Raw genomic sequence first — 18075 nt, 5'->3', positions numbered from 1 at the left:
ACGATGAAAAAGAATCTTTTTTACGCTTTGATTGCCATTTCAATAGTATTATCCAGTTGTTCATCAACAAAAAATGTAGCCATGAAAGAGACTAGTAAAACCCCTTTTGTTTGGGAAGGTGCCAATTTATATTTCTTAATGACGGATCGTTTTAATAATGGTGATCCATCCAAAGACGTTAACTTCAACAGAAACAAACCAACCGGAAAATTGCGTGGTTTTGAAGGTGGCGATATCAAAGGAATCATTCAAAAAATCGATGACGGTTATTTTGAACAATTAGGAATCAATGCGATTTGGCTTACGCCAATTGTAGAACAAATTCATGACGGTGTCGATGAAGGAACCGGTTTAAGTTATGGATTTCATGGCTATTGGACCAGAGACTGGACTGCCCTGGATCCAAACTTTGGAACCAAAAAGGACTTAGCGGAATTAGTTCAAAAAGCCCATGCTAAAGGAATTCGTATTGTTTTAGACGGTGTAATCAATCATACTGGTCCTGTTACAGAAGTTGACTCCGTTTGGCCAAATGATTGGGTACGCACCGGACCAACCTGCACTTACAGTAACTTCGAAAACACCACCGTTTGTACTTTGGTGAAAAATCTTCCGGATGTAAAAACAGAAAGCACCCAGGAAGTTGAAATCCCTGCTTTTTTAGCTGAAAAATGGAAAACAGAAGGCAGATATGAATCAGAAATGGCCTCATTAGACGCTTTTTTTAAAAGAACCGGTTATCCTAAATTGCCTAAATACTACATTATTAAATGGCTAACTGATTATATTACTGAATTCGGAATTGATGGTTACAGAGCCGATACTGTTAAACATACAGAAGAAGCAGTTTGGGCCGATTTCAAAACACAATGTGATTATGCCTTTGCAACTTGGAAAAAAAACAATCCAACTAAAGTATTGGACAGTAACCCATTTTATACCATTGCAGAAGTATATAATTATGGCATTAGCGGTGGACAACTATTTGATTTTGGAGACAAAAAGGTTAATTATTACGAAAACGGATTCAATAATATGATCAATTTTGAATTTAAATCCGATGCTAAAAAAGATTATGAATTCATTTTTTCAAAATACTCAAACAAACTGAACAATGAGCTGAAAGGATTTAGCGTACTAAACTATTTGTCTTCCCATGATGACGGTGGTCCATTTGATGCTAAACGTACTAAAACAATCGAAAGCGGAACAAAACTGCTGCTTTCTCCAGGAATCTCACAGGTGTATTATGGTGATGAATCAGCACGCTCCTTAGTAATCGAAGGAACGCAAGGTGATGCTACGTTACGTTCGTTTATGAATTGGGATGAGATTAAATCCAATACAGAAACTCAAAAAACACTTTTGCATTGGCAAAAACTAGGACAATTCAGAAAAAATCACCCAGCTGTTGGTGCAGGAATTCATGCTCAAATTTCGAATCTGCCATATACTTTCAGCAGAACTTTTACAAAAGGAGATTTTACAGATAAAGTTGTCGTTGGATTAGACTTGCCAATAGGTCAAAAAGAACTTTCCGTTGGTTCTGTTTTTGCAGATGGCACAAAATTAAAAGATGCTTATTCCGGAAAAGAAGTAATAGTTACCAGTGGAAAAGTAACTATCAATTCTGAATTTGCTTTCGCACTATTAGAATTGAAAAACTAAACAGAAATAATTTTCATCAAAACGCCTTTAGAAATGAAGGCGTTTTTTTTATGTTTATCTTTGTGAAAAATAAAACAACAATGCTCAAAATAGGACATCGCGGAGCGAAAGGGTATGCCCCCGAAAACACCTTAATCTCCTTTCAAAAAGCGATAGAAATGGGCGTTGACGGAATTGAACTCGATGTACACCTAAGTGCGGATGGGGAAATAATAGTCATTCATGATGTAACAATTGACCGAACAACCAACGGTCAAGGTTTTATAAATAAACTATCTTTGCCCGAACTGAAAGCCGTTCGAATAGAAAAAGAGCATACGATTCCAACTTTGGCAGAAGTTTTTGACCTGGTTAATAAACAATGTTTCATCAATATTGAATTGAAGGGAAAAGGAACTACCGTACCTGCGGCCACTTTAATTGAGAAATACGTTTTCGAGAGAAACTGGAAATATGAGCATTTTTTAGTTTCAAGTTTTGACTGGCTTGCCTTATTGGACATCCACTTATCGAATTCGAAAATTCCATTAGGCGTTCTGACAGAGCATGATGTAGACCTCGCTTTCACTTTCGCCAAATACATTGAGGCGAAAGCGATTCACCCCTATTATCATTTGTTAACCAAAGAAAATACAGCTCAAATGCAAGAAAAAGGATTGCAGGTTTTTCCTTGGACTGTAAATGAAAAAGAAGACATTCAAAAATTAAAATCATTCAACGTTAACGGGATAATTACTGATTTCCCAGATAGAATATGAACCAAAATTTCGATATCATAATAGTAGGCGGTGGCGCGGCAGGATTTTTTACGGCAATCAATATTGTAGAGAAAAACCCCAAGTTAAAAGTTGCCATTTTAGAACGTGGCAAGGAAGTCCTTTCAAAAGTTCGTGTTTCTGGCGGAGGGCGTTGTAATGTCACCCATGCCTGTTTTGAACCTAACGAATTAGTAAAATTTTATCCGCGTGGCGAAAAGGAATTACGAGGACCTTTTCATCAGTTTTGCTCTGGTGACACGATCGAATGGTTCGAAAAACACGGTGTCGAATTAAAAATTGAAGCCGACGGACGTATGTTTCCCGTTTCGAATTCATCACAAACCATAATTGACTGTTTTATTCAGGCAAGTCAGAAATTGGGAATCGAAATCCTGACAGGGCAAAGCGTACAATCCATTTTCAAAAAAGATAATTTCTGGAAAATTGAAACACAAAACGAAAATTATATTGCCGAAAAATTAATTCTGGCAACCGGAAGCAATCCTAAAATTTGGGAACTGCTGCAAACTTTTGGACACGCAATTGTGACTCCGGTCCCCTCCCTATTTACGTTTAACATTAAAGACCCGCGGGTAAAGGAATTACCCGGAGTTGCAGCCCATGCAACTGTAAAAGTAAAAGATACAAAACTCACATCAAGCGGTCCGTTATTGATTACCCATTGGGGAATGAGCGGTCCGGCAATTTTGAAATTATCCGCTTGGGGCGCACGTATTTTACACGACAAAAATTATCAGTTCACCATTTTTGTAAATTGGTTAAATGATGTTGAAGCCAATGAAGCGGAAAAAAAATTGAAAGAGTTGAAACAGGAACACGCTAAAAAAGCCGTTTCCAAAAAATCTCCTTTCGACTTCCCTAACCGTTTATGGGAAAGTTTGGTACTCGCCTCCGGAATTGAAGTCGAAACCAAATGGGCAGATTTATCAAAAACGCAATTGCAAAACTTAGTCAATCAACTAACCAATGGGACTTTTCAAGTAAATGGAAAAAGTACTTTTAAAGAAGAATTTGTGACTGCCGGCGGAATTGATTTAAAAGAAATCAACTTCAAAACTATGGAGAGCAAACTCCATGAAAATCTTTATTTTGCAGGGGAAATAGTGAATATTGATGCCATTACGGGAGGATTTAATTTCCAAAATGCGTGGACGAGCGGTTTTATTGTTGCGAATGCGATTTAGTAAAAAAAATCTTAAAAATAATTAACAAAAGTTTACATCAATTCTAAGTTTTCTTTATGCAATATTAGGATACATTTACTTCAATAAATTCTTACTTATGAAGGTAAAATTACTCCTTGTGTTGTGCTTTTTTTTATATCAAATTAGTTTTTCGCAAACAGAAAAATTACTAAAAGGCACTGTATCAAGTGATAGTTTCCTCTTGCATAATGTAGACGTGATCAATAAAACAACCCAAACAAGTACTACTACAAATATCAATGGGGAGTTTGTATTATCAGCAAAAGTCAATGACAGTATTATTTTTTACAGCAAAGAATATTATTTAAAAGGACTGAAATTAAGTTCAAATGACATTGAGAACAAAAACATTTCAGTTTCAATGGTTAAAAAACCCGAAGAACTGGAGGAAATTATAATTAGACAAATTCCAAAAATTGATTGGAAATTAGACACAAAATGGGAGCAAATAAAAAGAGACGAGATTACAGCAGAAAGAACCGAAAACAGATTAAAAACCCCAGGAATTTATGATGGTGTTATAGACAAAGGATTGAATTTAGCAGGAATAGCCAAAACTCTTTTTGGACATTCAAAAAAAGAACCAAACTACACCAAATTCCCCCAAATTGAATTCAAAGAACTGGCAAAAAACAGCTGTGACGAAAAATTCTATCTTGAAAATTTAAAATTAAAACCAGAGGAAATAGCTCTTTTTCTTGACTTTTGTGATGCAGACCCGAAATCAAAAACACTTATAGAACATCCTAATGTACTCAGCATGATGGATTTTTTATCAAACAAAAATATTGAATTCAAAAAACTATAAGTCCTTGAAAACAAAATTGGTTTCATTCACAATTGCCTATAACACTGAACTGATCACTATCTATTCAACCACCAAATACTTCCATTTAAAACAGTTGCAAAACTGACCCAAAGTAAATAAGGTATTAATAAATAACCTGCAATTTTATTAATCTTAGCAAATTGAATATAGGTTTCATAAATCATCAACCATAAAATAATAATTTCTAAACCGGCTAAAAGAGGATTGTGTAATCCGAAGAAGAGGTACGACCAAAGTGCATTCAAAGCCAGCTGAATTGCAAAAACCACCAAGGCTTTTTTCACGGCTTCTTTATCTGATTCAATTTTACTCCAAACCAATCCGGCGGCAACTCCCATCATCACGTATAGCATAGACCAAACGGGTGCAAAAATCCAATTGGGCGGATTAAAACTTGGTTTTATCAAAGTTGGATACCAAGTTGTAATACTGGAACGGGTAACTATTCCTGAGAAATAACCAATAGCAAGACAAGTTACAACAACGGTCAATATTCGGGTAATTTTATTCATTCTCTTTTTTTCAATTTGCTTCAAAATTAATCAAAACTTTATACGTTTGCCGACAATCTTTCAAAAGAAAAAAAATCTTTTTTGAATTACCGTTGACTAAAGACAACGGTAATTCAAAGGCAATTCAACAAGTTGGGTATATTCATAATTATTGGTGCTGAAGTAATTTCATCATTATTATTTTTAGGAGTTCTAAACTTTCTAGTGATTAAGCTCACAAACAAATAAACAAATAAATCAAAAAAAGTATCTTTGCGTAAATTTTATTATTCATGATTGAAGCAACCGATTTTATTCCATCAACATATTCTCAAACTATAGAAAGCGGAAATTTCCAATGGAGCGCACCCAGTAATATCGCACTTGTAAAATATTGGGGGAAAAAAGAGAATCAGATTCCAGCAAATCCTTCGGTTAGTTTTACTTTGAATAATTGTAAAACGATCACCAAACTGGCTTTCGCCAAAAAAATAAATACTGGAAATTTTTCTTTTGACTTACTTTTTGAAGGAAAACCGAAAGAAGATTTCAAACCGAAGATTCAGAAATTTTTCGAGCGTATTGAAATCTACCTGCCTTTTTTGAAAGATTATCATTTTACCATTGATACCGAAAACACCTTTCCTCACAGTTCCGGAATTGCTTCATCGGCATCTGGAATGGCGGCTTTGGCCATGAATTTAATGAGTTTAGAAAAAGCATTAAATCCTGAAATGACCGAGGAATATTTCTATCAAAAAGCGTCTATGTTAGCGCGTTTAGGTTCGGGAAGTGCTTGTCGAAGTGTAAAAGGCCAAGTGGTAGTTTGGGGAAATCATGCGAATATTAAAGGAAGCTCTGATTTATTTGGAGTAGAATTTCCAAATGCCATTCACGATAATTTCAAGGATTTTCAAGATACCATTTTACTGGTTGACAGAGGTGAAAAACAAGTTTCGAGTACTGTTGGACACGATTTGATGCATGACCATCCTTTTGCCGAAAGGCGATTTGCACAAGCTCATGAAAATTTGGATAAACTAATCTCTATTTTTGAAAGTGGCGACTTAGAGGAATTCATTAAAGTTGTCGAAAGTGAAGCCTTGACATTACATGCGATGATGATGACTTCTATGCCTTATTTTATATTGATGAAACCGAACACATTGCAGATCATCAATGCGATTTGGAAATTCAGAAACGACACTAAAATTCCAGTTTGTTTCACCCTTGATGCGGGAGCCAATGTGCATGTTTTATATCCAAATAACACTAAAGAAAAAGTATTGCAATTTATTGCGGCCGAATTAGTTGGCTATTGTCAAAATGAGCAGTACATTTGTGACGAAATTGGAAAAGGAGCAATTCAAAGCTAATTTTTTATATCTTTAATTTTTTTAAAGTTACAAGCCTAAAAAAAACACTTAATTATCAATTTCCAATTGTTAATTTTCAATTAAATTATATGAAAGGACCCTTATTTTATTCAAAAATATTACTCTTTGGAGAATATGGAATTATCCAGGACTCAAAAGGGTTATCTATTCCTTACAATTTTTATAATGGTGCACTAAAAAGAAATGAAAATCCTTCTGAAGAAGCGATTGATTCAAATAGTCATTTGAAACGTTTTGTTGTTTATTTAGAACACTTGCAAACTGAGCAACCCAATTTGGTTACATTTAATATAGAGACTTTAAAAAATGATGTTGCAAGCGGAATGTATTTTGATTCCAGTATTCCACAAGGATATGGTGTAGGAAGCAGTGGCGCATTAGTAGCTGCCATTTATGATAAATATGCATATAATAAAATCACAGTTCTTGAGAATTTGACTCGTGAAAAATTATTGCAACTTAAAACTATATTTTCTCAAATGGAGAGCTTTTTTCACGGAAAAAGTTCCGGTTTAGATCCTTTGAACAGCTATTTGAGTATCCCTATTTTGATTAATTCGAAAGACAATATTGAAGCGACGGGAATTCCGACACAAAGTTTTGACGGAAAAGGTGCGGTATTTTTGTTAGATTCTGGTATTGTAGGGGAAACTGCTCCTATGGTGAATATTTTCATGGAAAACCTGAAAGACATTGGTTTCCGTACCATGCTGAAAAATCAATTTGTTAAATATACGGATGCTTGCGTAGAAAATTTCCTTGGTGGCGACATGAAATCTTTATTCATGAATACTAAAAAATTATCGAAAGTTGTTTTGAATAATTTCAAACCAATGATTCCAGAGCAATTTCATGGTATTTGGCAAAAAGGAATTGATACCAATGATTATTATTTAAAATTATGTGGTTCTGGCGGCGGCGGTTATATCCTTGGGTTCACTGAAGATTTAGAACGCGCCAAATTATCTTTGAAAGGATATAAATTAGAAGTGGTTTATCAATTCTAAAAAGCTTCGATTTCTAAAAACTAAACTCTTAAAATGTTAAGCAGGCAGCACAAGCTTTTGTTGATGAAAATTATCAGTTTGTTCTCTGTCGTTAGAGGCTACAATATTCCGATTATCATATTGGCGCAATACCTGTCGGCGATATTTATTTTATCTCCCGAAAAAAGAGCGTTGGCCGTATTGCTTGACCTCAACTTGTTTATTATTGTTTTTGCTTCTTCACTGACGATTGCTTCGGGTTATATCATCAATAATTTTTATGACAGCCAGAAGGATTTAATCAACCGTCCGAACAAATCCATGCTCGACCGATTGGTCAGTCAAAAAACAAAATTGAACGTGTATTTTACGCTCAACTTTATTGCGACCTTAATGGCGCTGTACATTTCCTGGCGTGCTTTTTTATTCTTTTCGGCTTATATTTTCCTGATTTGGTTTTATTCCCATAAAATAAAAAAATATCCGATTGTTGGTAATTTAACTGCGGCTTTACTGGCTGTTTTACCTTTTTTTGCCATTCTATTGTATTTTTACAACAAGATTTCATTTGAAGAAATTGAAAATTACAAGAGACAATTGGCCGTAATATTTGCACATGCCACTTTCTTGTTTTTACTCTTACTGGTTCGGGAAATGATTAAAGATTTAGAAAACTTAAAAGGCGATTTGGCGAATGGTTACAAAACGATTCCGATTGTCTATGGGGAGGAAATTTCTAAAAAAACCATTACGGCCTTAACGCTTTTGACCATTGTCCCGGTTTATATTTTGATCGAAATTTACGATGTAGGCTATATGGATATTTATTTTTATTCCTGCTTAATCGTTCTAATTTTCTTCCTATTGTTTTTATGGAAATCAAATGCCAAGGAACAATTTCTTTTGTTGCATAATGTGTTGAAATTCCTGATTGTTTCAGGGGTCTTTTGTATTGTGCTCATCAACCCGGCTGTGCTGTGGCATGGGAAACGACTGTTGATGATGATTTAAACGCTCCTTTCATTTACACAACAAAGTCAAAAAGATAAAAAACAATTCGATTAAAAATTCCCAAATTTCTCCGTCAGCCCTAGCCACGATAGCAGCGGCATCCTTTTTTTACAGCTTGCAGCCCTCAGGCAGGAAGTTGTAAAAAAAGATATAGCGAATAGCGGGAAACAGCTCCTGAAAATCAATCTTAATTTCTATTAATTAAATAGTTAGCGTTTTCTGATTGCCGAAAATCGTTTCTCAATGATATAAATACTATCTTTGCGCAAATTATAGATTATTATGAATAATAAGGAAGGCAATAATAAAAGAAGTGGCGCTAGACCAAATAGTTCTAGACCAAGTTCTAACAAGCCAAAACCTGCGATGCAAAAACGGGCACAAGGGCCTAAAAAAGCAAAAATAAATACTAAAGTAGCTGAGGCAGCTAGCAATAAAGTAGAGAAAAAACCAAATCAGGCTGCAAAGAGACCAAAAGTAGCTGATGAAATTCGTTTGAATAAATATATCGCCAACTCTGGTGTATGTTCTCGTCGTGATGCGGATATTTATATTCAATCCGGTAACGTAAAAGTGAATAATGTCCCTGTAACTGAAATGGGATATATGGTAAAACCTGGAGATATTGTGAATTTTGACGGGGCGGTTTTAACTCCGGAGAAAAAAGAATATATCTTATTGAACAAACCAAAAAACTTTACAACTGCGCTTGATGAAGGTCAGGAGTTCCGTAACGTATTAGAATTGGTTCGTGGCTCTACCAATGCAAAAATTGCTCCGGTAGGAAGAATGGACAAAAACACAACCGGTTTGTTATTGTTTACAAACGATACGGATATGCTTCGTAAATTTACCCTGCCAAACCAAAAATCATCTAAAATCTATCAGGTTTCATTAGATAAAAATCTGAAATTTGAAGATTTAGAAAAAATAAACAAAGGACTTGTTCTTGATGGTCACCGCGTTTTTGTGGAAGACGTAAGTTACATTGAAAATGAACCAAAAAATGAGATTGGTCTTAAATTAAGATCTTCTAACGTAAAAGTGGTTCGTTCAATTTTTGAGCACTTTGATTATAATGTATTGCGTATCGACCGAGTTTCTTTTGCTGGTTTAACTAAGAAAAATTTACCAAGAGGAAATTGGAGAATGCTTACTGAGCAAGAAATCATTAACTTAAAAAACGTTTAATCGTTTTTTAAAATTTTATACCATAAAATCCCTTTTACACTTAGTTAGTGAAAAGGGATTTTTTAATTAAAAATACAATTTTAGCCTATGACTCCTGAAAAATTACAATCTATTGCATTCAAATGGTTTGAAACTTTTAACAACAAAGAATTAGACAAACTATTGTCTTTATATGATGAAGAAGCAGTGCATTTTAGTCCGAAACTAAAAATCCACAAACCGGAAACCAATGGTTTAGTGACTGGTAAAGAAGCGCTAAGACAATGGTGGCAAGATGCGTTTGATCGTTTGCCCAGTTTGAATTACAAAGTAAAATCTTTGACGGCAAATGGAGATCGTGTTTTTATGGAATATATCCGAACGGTAGATGGTGAAGATGATATGCTGGTTGCCGAAGTTCTTGAAGTAAAAGAAAATAAGATAATTGCTTCCAGAGTGTATCATGGATAAAAACAGAAGAGGCTATCAAAATAGCCTCTTTTGCTTAGTACATTCATTACAACTCAATTACAACTCAATTTCATCACCTATTTCAGGTAAGATTGAATCCAATTCAAATTTCTTTTTGATCTGGAAAGCAAGCGCTTGTCTCTGCATATCTTCACCATGTGTAATAACCACTTTGGGTTTAGACGGTGCCAAATAGGAGAACCAATTTAACAAATCGGTTTGTCCGGCATGAGCACTAAAACCACTTAAGGTATGGACTTGGGCCCTAACCGTTTTTTCCTCTCCCAAAATTCTTACTGTGGGTTGTTTTTCAACTAATTTTCTTCCTAAGGACGCATAGGATTGATACCCGACAATTAACACATGAGTATTCGGATTTTCAATATTGTGAAATAAATGATGTAGAATTCTACCACCATTACACATTCCTGCTCCTGCCAAAATCAAACAAGGACCTTTCTGGTCGTTAAGGCTTTTCGATTCCTCTAATGAAGTGCAAGGGATAAAATACTCAGAGTCTAAAGGAAAAGCACCTCTCCTTTTTAACTCTTGAAATTCCTCATCTAACAAATCCTGATGGTCTCTATAAACAGCAAAGGCACTTATAGCCATTGGACTATCTAGATAAACAGGAAAAGGCCCCACCTTATGTGAATGAAAAAGTTCGGCCAAATGATAAATAATTTGTTGAGCCCGGCCTATCGCAAAGGTTGGTACCAAAATTTTTGCTCCCGACTCAAACGCCTCAATTATTATTTTCTCAAATTCAATCATCGTTTCATCAAACGATTTATGATCACGATCTCCATAAGTAGATTCCATAAAAACCAAGTCAGCATGATGAAAATGATCGAAAGGCCTTAACAATGGCAAAGTAAGCGGGCCTAAATCCCCTGAAAAAACAATTGTTTGGGTCCTTCCATTTTCAGTAACCTTTACTTCAATACTTCCTGAGCCCAACATGTGTCCGGCTTCAATCCATTTAGCCGTTATTCCCTCTGCCACTTCAACATCGGTATTATACTCCACCGGACGTGTGAGCTCTTTGATAAACTCCACATGTTCGGTATTGTAAAGAGGTTCTGCGATAGGTTGCCCCTCTTTCCATTGTTTTCTGTTTTTTCTCATAGCATCAGACACTTGTATACGAGCCGAGTCCTGCAAAATAATCTGCGCCAGTTTTAAGGTTTCTTCTGTGCTGTAAATTGGTCCATTGTAACCATACTTAATCAACAAAGGCACACGACCTGTATGATCTAAATGTCCGTGGGTTAATAACAGTGCGTCAATATTATTAGGAGTAGCCCCTTCGGGCAATTTGTTTTTTGCTTCCGATTCTTTCCCTCCCTGAAACATGCCCGCATCGACCAATACGTTAGCCTTGTCTGTTTGAATAAGATATGCAGAACCAGTTACTTCTCCTCCAGCCGCGCCTAACACTTTTATCTTCATTATTTTTTTTGTGTTTGATTGTACTTTCCCTTTTTTCCTTACTTGCCTTATAAAGTTTTTAATCCTTTTTTAAAATCCGACGGTAAACTGGCCAGTACCATTTCGATTGCTTCCTGAGGAGTTTCTACAATTCGTGAAAACCCAATTTCTTCCGGACTAAAAACACCTTGGTCTGCCATATAAGACACAAAATCACGAAGTCCTTTCCAGAATTCGCCTCCCACTAAAATAAGAGGAAATGGCCCTATCTTGTTGCACTGTATTAAAGTAGCCGCTTCAAACAACTCATCTAATGTTCCCAAACCTCCCGGCATAACGATAAATGCACAAGAGTATTTAACAAGCATCACTTTTCTGATAAAGAAATAATTAAACTCAAAACTGTCCGTTACATACGGATTTGGTTGTTGCTCTTTAGGCAATATAATATTAAGTCCATAATTTGGCCCGCCAGCTTCTTTTGCACCTCTGTTAGCTGCTTCCATAGCTCCTGGCCCGCCTCCGGTTAAAACTGTAAAACCAGCTTTGGCAAAAGCATTTCCAGTAGCTCTTGATAGTTCATAATAAGGTTCACCGGGTTTGAATCTGGCTGACCCAAAAATGGTAACAGCCGGTCCAAGCTTACCCAATTTTTTAAAACCCATTTCAAACTCCTCATTAATTCGCTCTAATCGTTCTTTTTCTTTTTCAGGAGTCCTTCTTTCCGTTAAAAACTGATGCTCCTCTGATTCACCGACAGGCAATTCATAGTCCAATTGGGCTTTTTTCCAATGTTGCTGCCACGCATGCTCCCATTCTTCAGGGGTTAAACGTTTCATATTATTTGTCTCTTTTGCGCACATAACTTTAATTATTTAGGATAAAATTATTCACACTAAGGTATTAAAAATGAAAGAATTACCTATATAAAATTGGTCTTTTTTTTAATTAAAGATGCTAATCCAAAGCTATCTCGATGGTCAAAAAAGTAAAAACGAATTGATTTGTAAAAAAGAAAAACAGTAAAAGGAAAGAAAATAAAATAATTATTTCGGGAGTGTATCAATGAAAAGATTTTACTTCTGTCCAGTGCCATAAAAAGCTCGAACAATCAAATCTCACAGATATTGCAAAAAACAAAACAAAGGGCTGCCTTATTATACCATTACGAAGAAATTTACGCGAAGGTTTCAATAAAGTATCAAGGAATTAAAACTAAAATTGGCCAAGAAAAAAATTATAAATACTTGACGCAAAACTGGATTGGCTATTGTCTTCTATAACTTCAAAAGTAGACACTCCAAGAAGAATCCGGATTCCTTCCGGCACCGTACTCAACATTATTCTTCTTTGCTCACTCAAAAGAGACTGGAGACTTTTGATATTTTGATCTTGTTTTTTTAAATACGAAAAAATAAGCATTACTGAAAAATTGAGTATAGCACAGGCGGTCTCACTTTTTATCCCTACTTCGTTTGAAATCATTTCAGAAATCCTGTCTTTTTTATTTGAAAAAATGAGATTTAAGGGTTGATGACCTTCCTTATTAAAAGAGTTATTGATAACAATTGATTTTGTTGTTCCAAAATCGATATCAGAGTAGAATTCAGATTTCGAAATATATTCTAATAATTCGTCGTATAAACTGTGCTCTTCGGATTTATTGTCCAATCCAATTAATATAGTAGAAATACTTGTTTCTATTGATCGCTTCAACAAGGCTTCACTTTCATCATAGCTTTTGCTAAATTTAGAAACAAGAAACGGTGAAATAAAGCTTGTCAATTGGGTATGCAGATTAGTAGCCATATTTAATTCCGTTTAGATTAATTTTAAATAATCGACAAAACGTGGCTTTTTATCGATTATGTGCTAAAATTATAAAATATTTTATAATTACCAAATAAAAGAGATAGTTTTTTAATATCCACCGCGTTAAAGGAAAATTACTTAAGGAATCAACAATGTTTTTTAGTTCTCGAATCCTTTTACACAGAAGGAGAATTTTTCAATACGACAAAAAAACGCTTCAAATTGAGAAGATTTTGCATATGAATAATAAGTGTTGAAATCACAAGAATTATCTGACACTAAAATATAAAAGGCAAAAGTAGAGCACTATAACCCTCTTAATTTTAGGATCTAAATCTATTAAAAAAGTAATTATTTTTTTTTACAAACAAAAAACATCTAAGAGTCACAATTCAACGAAATGATAAAAAAACCCCAAGAGTAGTTCCTGGGATTTCTTTTTTTAAAGATATACAGCTTTAACAGAAAGCTCTTTCTATTTTTCTAATTCAATGGTCGCCGGATCCTCCTACACCTATTGTCATTTTTTATATAATTTTTACGTTAAACGCTAAATCACTCTTGCTTTATTCTATTTTAGGTTTTGTCTGCTTCATCAATTGAATTAAATCTTCTTGATTAAGAGCATAATCATACAGACGTAATGAGGCTATAAAACCAGAGAAATTTTCTCCAATATCGGATGCTCCTATTATAATTTTGGCTTTATCAATCGCCGAAGACAACAGCATGTTTTGCGAATTATCTAAAATACCATCCACATACACTTTCTCTACAACACCGTCAAAAGTTAAAACAATATGATGCCATTTATTAGCTTCCGGGGTTTTAGTGAACCTCATATCAAAATGACCGTCTAAATGTACTCCTGCACCATAATTTCCACTATTGTAAGCCAAAGCATTGTACGAATTGGCTAGGCTAAATTCGTTTCTATCACACCATGATGCTACAATTTCTCCTTCCTTTGCTATTTCAGGATTTTTAACCCAAGTCGCTACGGTATAAGAGCCATTCCATGCTAAGCTTTTGGGTACCGGTTTATCTAAAGTCAAAGCTCCGTTTATAAAATTAAAAGCTTTAATCCCTTCCAATTTTTCTAAAGATACTTCGCCGCTTTTTGTGAAAATTCCACCAATAGCTCCTTTATTAGAAATCTTAGTCATAACTGAATTGTTAGAAATTCGGCTGGCATCCAAATCAACTAATAATTTCTTAGTGCTTTTTTCAGCAGGAATTGCATTGGATTCTTTATTTTGTAATTGTAAAGGAAGATCAAATAAAGAACTGTACACTTTGATGTTCCAAACTGCAGCATAGAGTCCAGTTTTTTCGGTCGCCAAAACAGTTAGTTTTATATAACGTGCTGTTACATTATTATCATCAATCATTGGACTTCCCGCTCTACGATTTTTGGATTTATCGGCATACTCATACCATTTATCGCCATTCAAAGAATACTCCAATTTATATTGGTAATAATAACTGGCAAATTCAAATTGAGTCATTACCCTTTTTATCTTTTTCTCTGACCCCAAATCAATAATCAAATGTTGCGGAGATGTATTATCAGCCGCTTTCCACATTGTGGCATTATTATCATCAGTAGCGTAAGAAGGTTTATACTCATAATCGTACTGAGTAGATTTTAAATGATAAAAGGAAGAAGCCGATGTTTTTGCCCCAAAAGCAATATCTTCCGGAACTTCAGACTTTACCAAATCGTCTATTCCTTTACTTGAAGGCACAACTTTTTTTATCGTTGAGTCATTTTCAAAAATCATTTTATCAATACAAACTTGTCTGGCAAGACCTCCCCTAGTCATCGGGTAATCGTGCTTATGATACACAATGTAATAATCGTCATTCTCTTGTAAAACTGAATGATGCCCGGGACCATGAACAGTTTGATCTTCATTGGTACTCAAAATAGGGTTGTTTTTTCCGGGAGTAAAAGGCCCGTAAGGCGAATCGGAATAAGAATAACGTACATTATAGGTTTCATCATGACAAGATGCTCCGGAATACATCAAAATATACTTAGAACCTTTTTTCATCATATAAGCTGCTTCAAATGGAGCAGGCGTTTGTTCTAATGGTATATTGGCTGAATGAATCATTTCATTCATATTCTTTTTATTTAATTCTCCAACTGCATAGCCGCCATTGTAATGCACCCAGGTTCCCCAATAACCGTATATTTTACCATCAGTATCTTTAAAAAACTGTGCATCTAATGATGGGAAATTCTCTCTGGGATATCCATTTGAAATTACAGGAACATCCTGATCACTTAATTTTTTCCATGGCCCGACAGGCGAATCTGAAACATAACCGTAAATATTACAGCCCATTTCACAGTTTCCAAAATACAAATAATATTTACCATCATTTCCTTCTATGATATCTGGAGCCCAAAAATTAGTTATGGATTTGGCTGAAAAAGAAGGAATTTCCATGATATAATTGTACCAGTTTTTAAAGTCCTTACTATACCAAACCGTAGGAGCGCCCGATGCCAGCATTTCGTTATCTGTAGTAGCATAGATGTAATAAATATCTCCAAACTTTTTAATGGTAGGGTCAGCAAACCAGCCCGGCAAAATAGGATTTTTAGCACCGGGTGAATTTACATCAACATCTTTCTGGGCAAAAATGCTTCCTGTAAAAACAAGTATAATGAGACTGTAAAATAGTTTCTTTTTCAACATTGCATATTATAAATTAATTTGAATCGCTTTTCTTTATTAATACTTCCAAACCAGTACATCGCCAGTTTTGATAGCTTTATTTCCAATAATAATTTTGGCACTTTTTGGTAAATTGATTTCATAGATTTTATCTGAATAATTGACTGCAATACCAAATCCGTCACGATAATCAACCATAATTCCTTCAGGGTAATTTTCTATTGAAGCATTTTGTTTTTGATACAATTTTCTTAAAACTTGCTTTTCAAGCTCACCATTTTTTGAATCTACACCAATATAAGTTACCGTTCCTTTACCTAGATTGCGAGAAATAATTGCTGGTTTTCCAGCATAAAATTCACTTTCATAGGTTCCCCAAACTTCAGTTTCTTTATTAGGTTGTAATAAATCTCCCCAGCTTGTCCATGCATATTCCTGATTATTAAATTTTATTACACCCGGCGATTGCGGCATTAACAAATCATACGATTCTATTTGAGAACCAATTAAATTCCACATCGGTTCATAAAATTTAGCCTCCCAAAGATGCCCTTGACGATTCTGAATTCCAGATCGACAACTCAATATTAAGTTTCCACCGTTTTTGGCATATAAAGTTAACTTATCAATCATTTTTTGGTCAATCATCTGATAAGCGGGAACAATTAGAAAAGGATAATTTGAGAAATTACTCGTATCCCGAACAAAATCAACTGGAGCGCCAAAAGACTTTGAAGCTTTATAATATTTTAAAAAGTGCCCGATGGTATTCCACTCTTTTGTCTGCTTGTTTAATTCGATGCCCATAACATTGTCGGCATTAAATAAAATTCCAGTTTTACGCTTTAAATAGTCATTCGGTAATGCCGCTTTAGGATCATATTTTTTCCGTAACGTATCTATTTCTTTAATAAACTGACTAAACTCTAAACCGCCTGGAGTCGGTGTTACACCATCTGTGCCAACAATTCCATAATGATATTGCTCATAACCATATAAAGGCGCACGAAAACGATACGTACAAGCAAATTTACTTCCGCCTGCAAAAACATGCCACAACCACATACGAATACTTCCCGGCAAAGGCTGCGGATTAATACTTCCCCAATTTACCTGTCCCGGCTGTAATTCCATACAGCCGTACATGCCTTTCAGAGGACGAAAAAAGTCATTTGACATACCAATGCTGGTGTAATCGCCTAAACGATAACCTTGTGAACCGATTCCTAAACTCCCACCATAAACCAAATATCGTGTATAACAATCAAAATCTAGCTCTTTGCTCATTCCAACGAAACTTTCATTATAATTGGATCTGTAATTAGAAGTTATCCATTGGTCTTTACTTGCATATTTGCGTATTGTTACAGCCTGCTCATCCAGAAAAGTGGCAGTTTCCTCATCGGCAAATCGATAATGATCTAATTGAGAATGTAAATTCATTCCCCATTCTTTATGCAACGGAATATTAATTTGACTAAAATCAGAATACGTTCCGCTCCAGAAACTATTTCCCCAAGCCTGATTTAAGGCATCAATAGTTGCATATTTTTCTTTTAACCAATTACGATAGCGTTGTTGTGCATCTGCACCATAATCCAAAAAACGTGAAGGTTCATTATCTACCTGCCATCCAATGATATTTTTATTATTGCCATATCTTGTTGCTAATTGTTCTATCATTTTCATCGAATAAGTTCGATAATAATTACTTGAAAATGACGCATGTTGTCTTGAACCGTGATCTGTTTTTGTACCATCTTCATAAGTAGCCAGAATATCGGGATGCTTGCGAACAAGCCAGACAGGAGGAGTTGCTGTCGAAGTGCACATGATAATTTTTAAATTATATTTTATGGCAATACCAACAGCTTTATCCAGCCATTTAAAATCATAAACTCCTTCTTGCGGTTCTAGCTGCGCCCAAGCAAATTCGCCAAAATGGGTAAATTCAAAGCCCATTTCGGCAATTTTTTTCAAGTCACGATCCCATTGACCCTCATCCCAATGTTCAGGATAATAGTAAACTCCTACTGTAGTCAGGTCTTTTTTAGGAAAATATTTATCAAACTTTTGAGCAACTGAATTTAAACTAATCAGTAATCCAAATAAAATAAACAGTGCTTTTTTCAAGA

The 18075-nt window shown here is 35.0% G+C and carries 15 protein-coding genes; 9 read left to right on the top strand and 6 right to left on the bottom strand.

Features of this window, described 5'->3' with window-relative positions:
- Positions 1 to 3: 3 nt before the first annotated feature.
- The 4 genes from ABEB23_RS12635 to ABEB23_RS12620 all read left to right on the top strand — a co-directional run bounded on the left by ABEB23_RS12635 (position 4) and on the right by ABEB23_RS12620 (position 4460).
- Positions 4 to 1668, top strand: coding sequence for an alpha-amylase family glycosyl hydrolase (locus ABEB23_RS12635; RefSeq protein ID WP_348812963.1), 1665 nt, complete (start codon positions 4 to 6; stop codon positions 1666 to 1668).
- Between the two features lie 80 nt (positions 1669 to 1748).
- Positions 1749 to 2426, top strand: a complete 678-nt coding sequence (locus tag ABEB23_RS12630; protein ID WP_348812962.1) for a glycerophosphodiester phosphodiesterase — start codon at positions 1749 to 1751, stop codon at positions 2424 to 2426.
- On the top strand, positions 2423 to 3631 hold the full coding sequence (locus ABEB23_RS12625) for a BaiN/RdsA family NAD(P)/FAD-dependent oxidoreductase (RefSeq protein WP_348812961.1): 1209 nt from the start codon (positions 2423 to 2425) through the stop codon (positions 3629 to 3631). The genes ABEB23_RS12630 and ABEB23_RS12625 overlap by 4 nt, the downstream gene beginning before the upstream one ends.
- A 97-nt stretch (positions 3632 to 3728) precedes the next feature.
- Positions 3729 to 4460, top strand: coding sequence for a BamP family beta-assembly machinery protein (locus tag ABEB23_RS12620; RefSeq protein ID WP_348812960.1), 732 nt, complete (start codon positions 3729 to 3731; stop codon positions 4458 to 4460).
- Positions 4461 to 4516: 56 nt separating this feature from the next.
- Here ABEB23_RS12620 and ABEB23_RS12615 read toward each other — a convergent pair whose 3' ends face one another.
- Positions 4517 to 4993 (bottom strand): TspO/MBR family protein, encoded by a 477-nt coding sequence (locus ABEB23_RS12615; protein ID WP_348812959.1) that lies wholly within the window; start codon positions 4991 to 4993, stop codon positions 4517 to 4519.
- A 272-nt stretch (positions 4994 to 5265) separates the two neighbouring features.
- Here ABEB23_RS12615 and ABEB23_RS12610 point away from each other — a divergent pair, with 272 nt between their 5' ends.
- The 5 genes from ABEB23_RS12610 (at position 5266) to ABEB23_RS12590 (ending at position 10007) form a co-directional block, all read left to right on the top strand.
- Positions 5266 to 6348: a diphosphomevalonate decarboxylase gene (locus ABEB23_RS12610; protein WP_348812958.1), complete on the top strand. Its 1083-nt coding sequence runs from the start codon at positions 5266 to 5268 to the stop codon at positions 6346 to 6348.
- An 89-nt stretch (positions 6349 to 6437) separates the two neighbouring features.
- Entirely contained in the window at positions 6438 to 7376 is a 939-nt protein-coding gene (locus ABEB23_RS12605) for a mevalonate kinase family protein (RefSeq protein ID WP_348812957.1), read from the top strand.
- 33 nt (positions 7377 to 7409) lie between these two features.
- On the top strand, positions 7410 to 8366 hold the full coding sequence (locus tag ABEB23_RS12600; RefSeq protein ID WP_348812956.1) for a geranylgeranylglycerol-phosphate geranylgeranyltransferase: 957 nt from the start codon (positions 7410 to 7412) through the stop codon (positions 8364 to 8366).
- 282 nt (positions 8367 to 8648) lie between these two features.
- Entirely contained in the window at positions 8649 to 9557 is a 909-nt protein-coding gene (locus ABEB23_RS12595; protein WP_348812955.1) for a pseudouridine synthase, read from the top strand.
- A gap of 87 nt (positions 9558 to 9644) precedes the next feature.
- A complete protein-coding gene (locus tag ABEB23_RS12590) occupies positions 9645 to 10007 on the top strand; it encodes a nuclear transport factor 2 family protein (RefSeq protein ID WP_348812954.1) in 363 nt (120 codons plus the stop codon).
- A 57-nt stretch (positions 10008 to 10064) separates the two neighbouring features.
- Here the strand turns inward: ABEB23_RS12590 and ABEB23_RS12585 are convergent, their stop codons facing one another.
- From ABEB23_RS12585 to ABEB23_RS12565, 5 genes are all read right to left on the bottom strand, one after another.
- Entirely contained in the window at positions 10065 to 11459 is a 1395-nt protein-coding gene (locus ABEB23_RS12585; RefSeq protein WP_348812953.1) for an MBL fold metallo-hydrolase, read from the bottom strand.
- Positions 11460 to 11506: 47 nt separating this feature from the next.
- A complete protein-coding gene (locus ABEB23_RS12580; protein WP_348812952.1) occupies positions 11507 to 12277 on the bottom strand; it encodes an LOG family protein in 771 nt (256 codons plus the stop codon).
- Between the two features lie 376 nt (positions 12278 to 12653).
- A complete protein-coding gene (locus ABEB23_RS12575) occupies positions 12654 to 13247 on the bottom strand; it encodes a DUF937 domain-containing protein (RefSeq protein WP_348812951.1) in 594 nt (197 codons plus the stop codon).
- A gap of 569 nt (positions 13248 to 13816) precedes the next feature.
- Positions 13817 to 15961, bottom strand: a complete 2145-nt coding sequence (locus ABEB23_RS12570; RefSeq protein WP_348812950.1) for a family 43 glycosylhydrolase — start codon at positions 15959 to 15961, stop codon at positions 13817 to 13819.
- A 36-nt stretch (positions 15962 to 15997) separates the two neighbouring features.
- Positions 15998 to 18073 carry a beta-galactosidase gene (locus tag ABEB23_RS12565; protein WP_348812949.1) on the bottom strand — a complete coding sequence of 692 codons (2076 nt, stop codon included), beginning with the start codon at positions 18071 to 18073 and terminating at the stop codon, positions 15998 to 16000.
- Positions 18074 to 18075 lie beyond the last annotated feature (2 nt).

This window comes from Flavobacterium maritimum, from assembly GCF_040049085.1.
Taxonomy (GTDB): Bacteria; Bacteroidota; Bacteroidia; order Flavobacteriales; family Flavobacteriaceae; genus Flavobacterium; species Flavobacterium maritimum.
Note: the sequence above shows the minus strand (reverse complement) of the source record. Positions and strands in the feature narration are given on the sequence as shown.

Coding starts and splice junctions, on each gene's coding strand:
- ABEB23_RS12610 (WP_348812958.1), top strand. CDS start 5,266: ATGATTGAAGCAACCGATTTTATTCCATCAACATATTCTCAAACTATA.
- ABEB23_RS12605 (WP_348812957.1), top strand. CDS start 6,438: ATGAAAGGACCCTTATTTTATTCAAAAATATTACTCTTTGGAGAATAT.
- ABEB23_RS12620 (WP_348812960.1), top strand. CDS start 3,729: ATGAAGGTAAAATTACTCCTTGTGTTGTGCTTTTTTTTATATCAAATT.
- ABEB23_RS12595 (WP_348812955.1), top strand. CDS start 8,649: ATGAATAATAAGGAAGGCAATAATAAAAGAAGTGGCGCTAGACCAAAT.
- ABEB23_RS12630 (WP_348812962.1), top strand. CDS start 1,749: ATGCTCAAAATAGGACATCGCGGAGCGAAAGGGTATGCCCCCGAAAAC.
- ABEB23_RS12615 (WP_348812959.1), bottom strand. CDS start 4,993: ATGAATAAAATTACCCGAATATTGACCGTTGTTGTAACTTGTCTTGCT.
- ABEB23_RS12600 (WP_348812956.1), top strand. CDS start 7,410: ATGTTAAGCAGGCAGCACAAGCTTTTGTTGATGAAAATTATCAGTTTG.
- ABEB23_RS12590 (WP_348812954.1), top strand. CDS start 9,645: ATGACTCCTGAAAAATTACAATCTATTGCATTCAAATGGTTTGAAACT.
- ABEB23_RS12575 (WP_348812951.1), bottom strand. CDS start 13,247: ATGGCTACTAATCTGCATACCCAATTGACAAGCTTTATTTCACCGTTT.
- ABEB23_RS12585 (WP_348812953.1), bottom strand. CDS start 11,459: ATGAAGATAAAAGTGTTAGGCGCGGCTGGAGGAGAAGTAACTGGTTCT.
- ABEB23_RS12635 (WP_348812963.1), top strand. CDS start 4: ATGAAAAAGAATCTTTTTTACGCTTTGATTGCCATTTCAATAGTATTA.
- ABEB23_RS12580 (WP_348812952.1), bottom strand. CDS start 12,277: ATGAAACGTTTAACCCCTGAAGAATGGGAGCATGCGTGGCAGCAACAT.
- ABEB23_RS12625 (WP_348812961.1), top strand. CDS start 2,423: ATGAACCAAAATTTCGATATCATAATAGTAGGCGGTGGCGCGGCAGGA.
- ABEB23_RS12570 (WP_348812950.1), bottom strand. CDS start 15,961: ATGTTGAAAAAGAAACTATTTTACAGTCTCATTATACTTGTTTTTACA.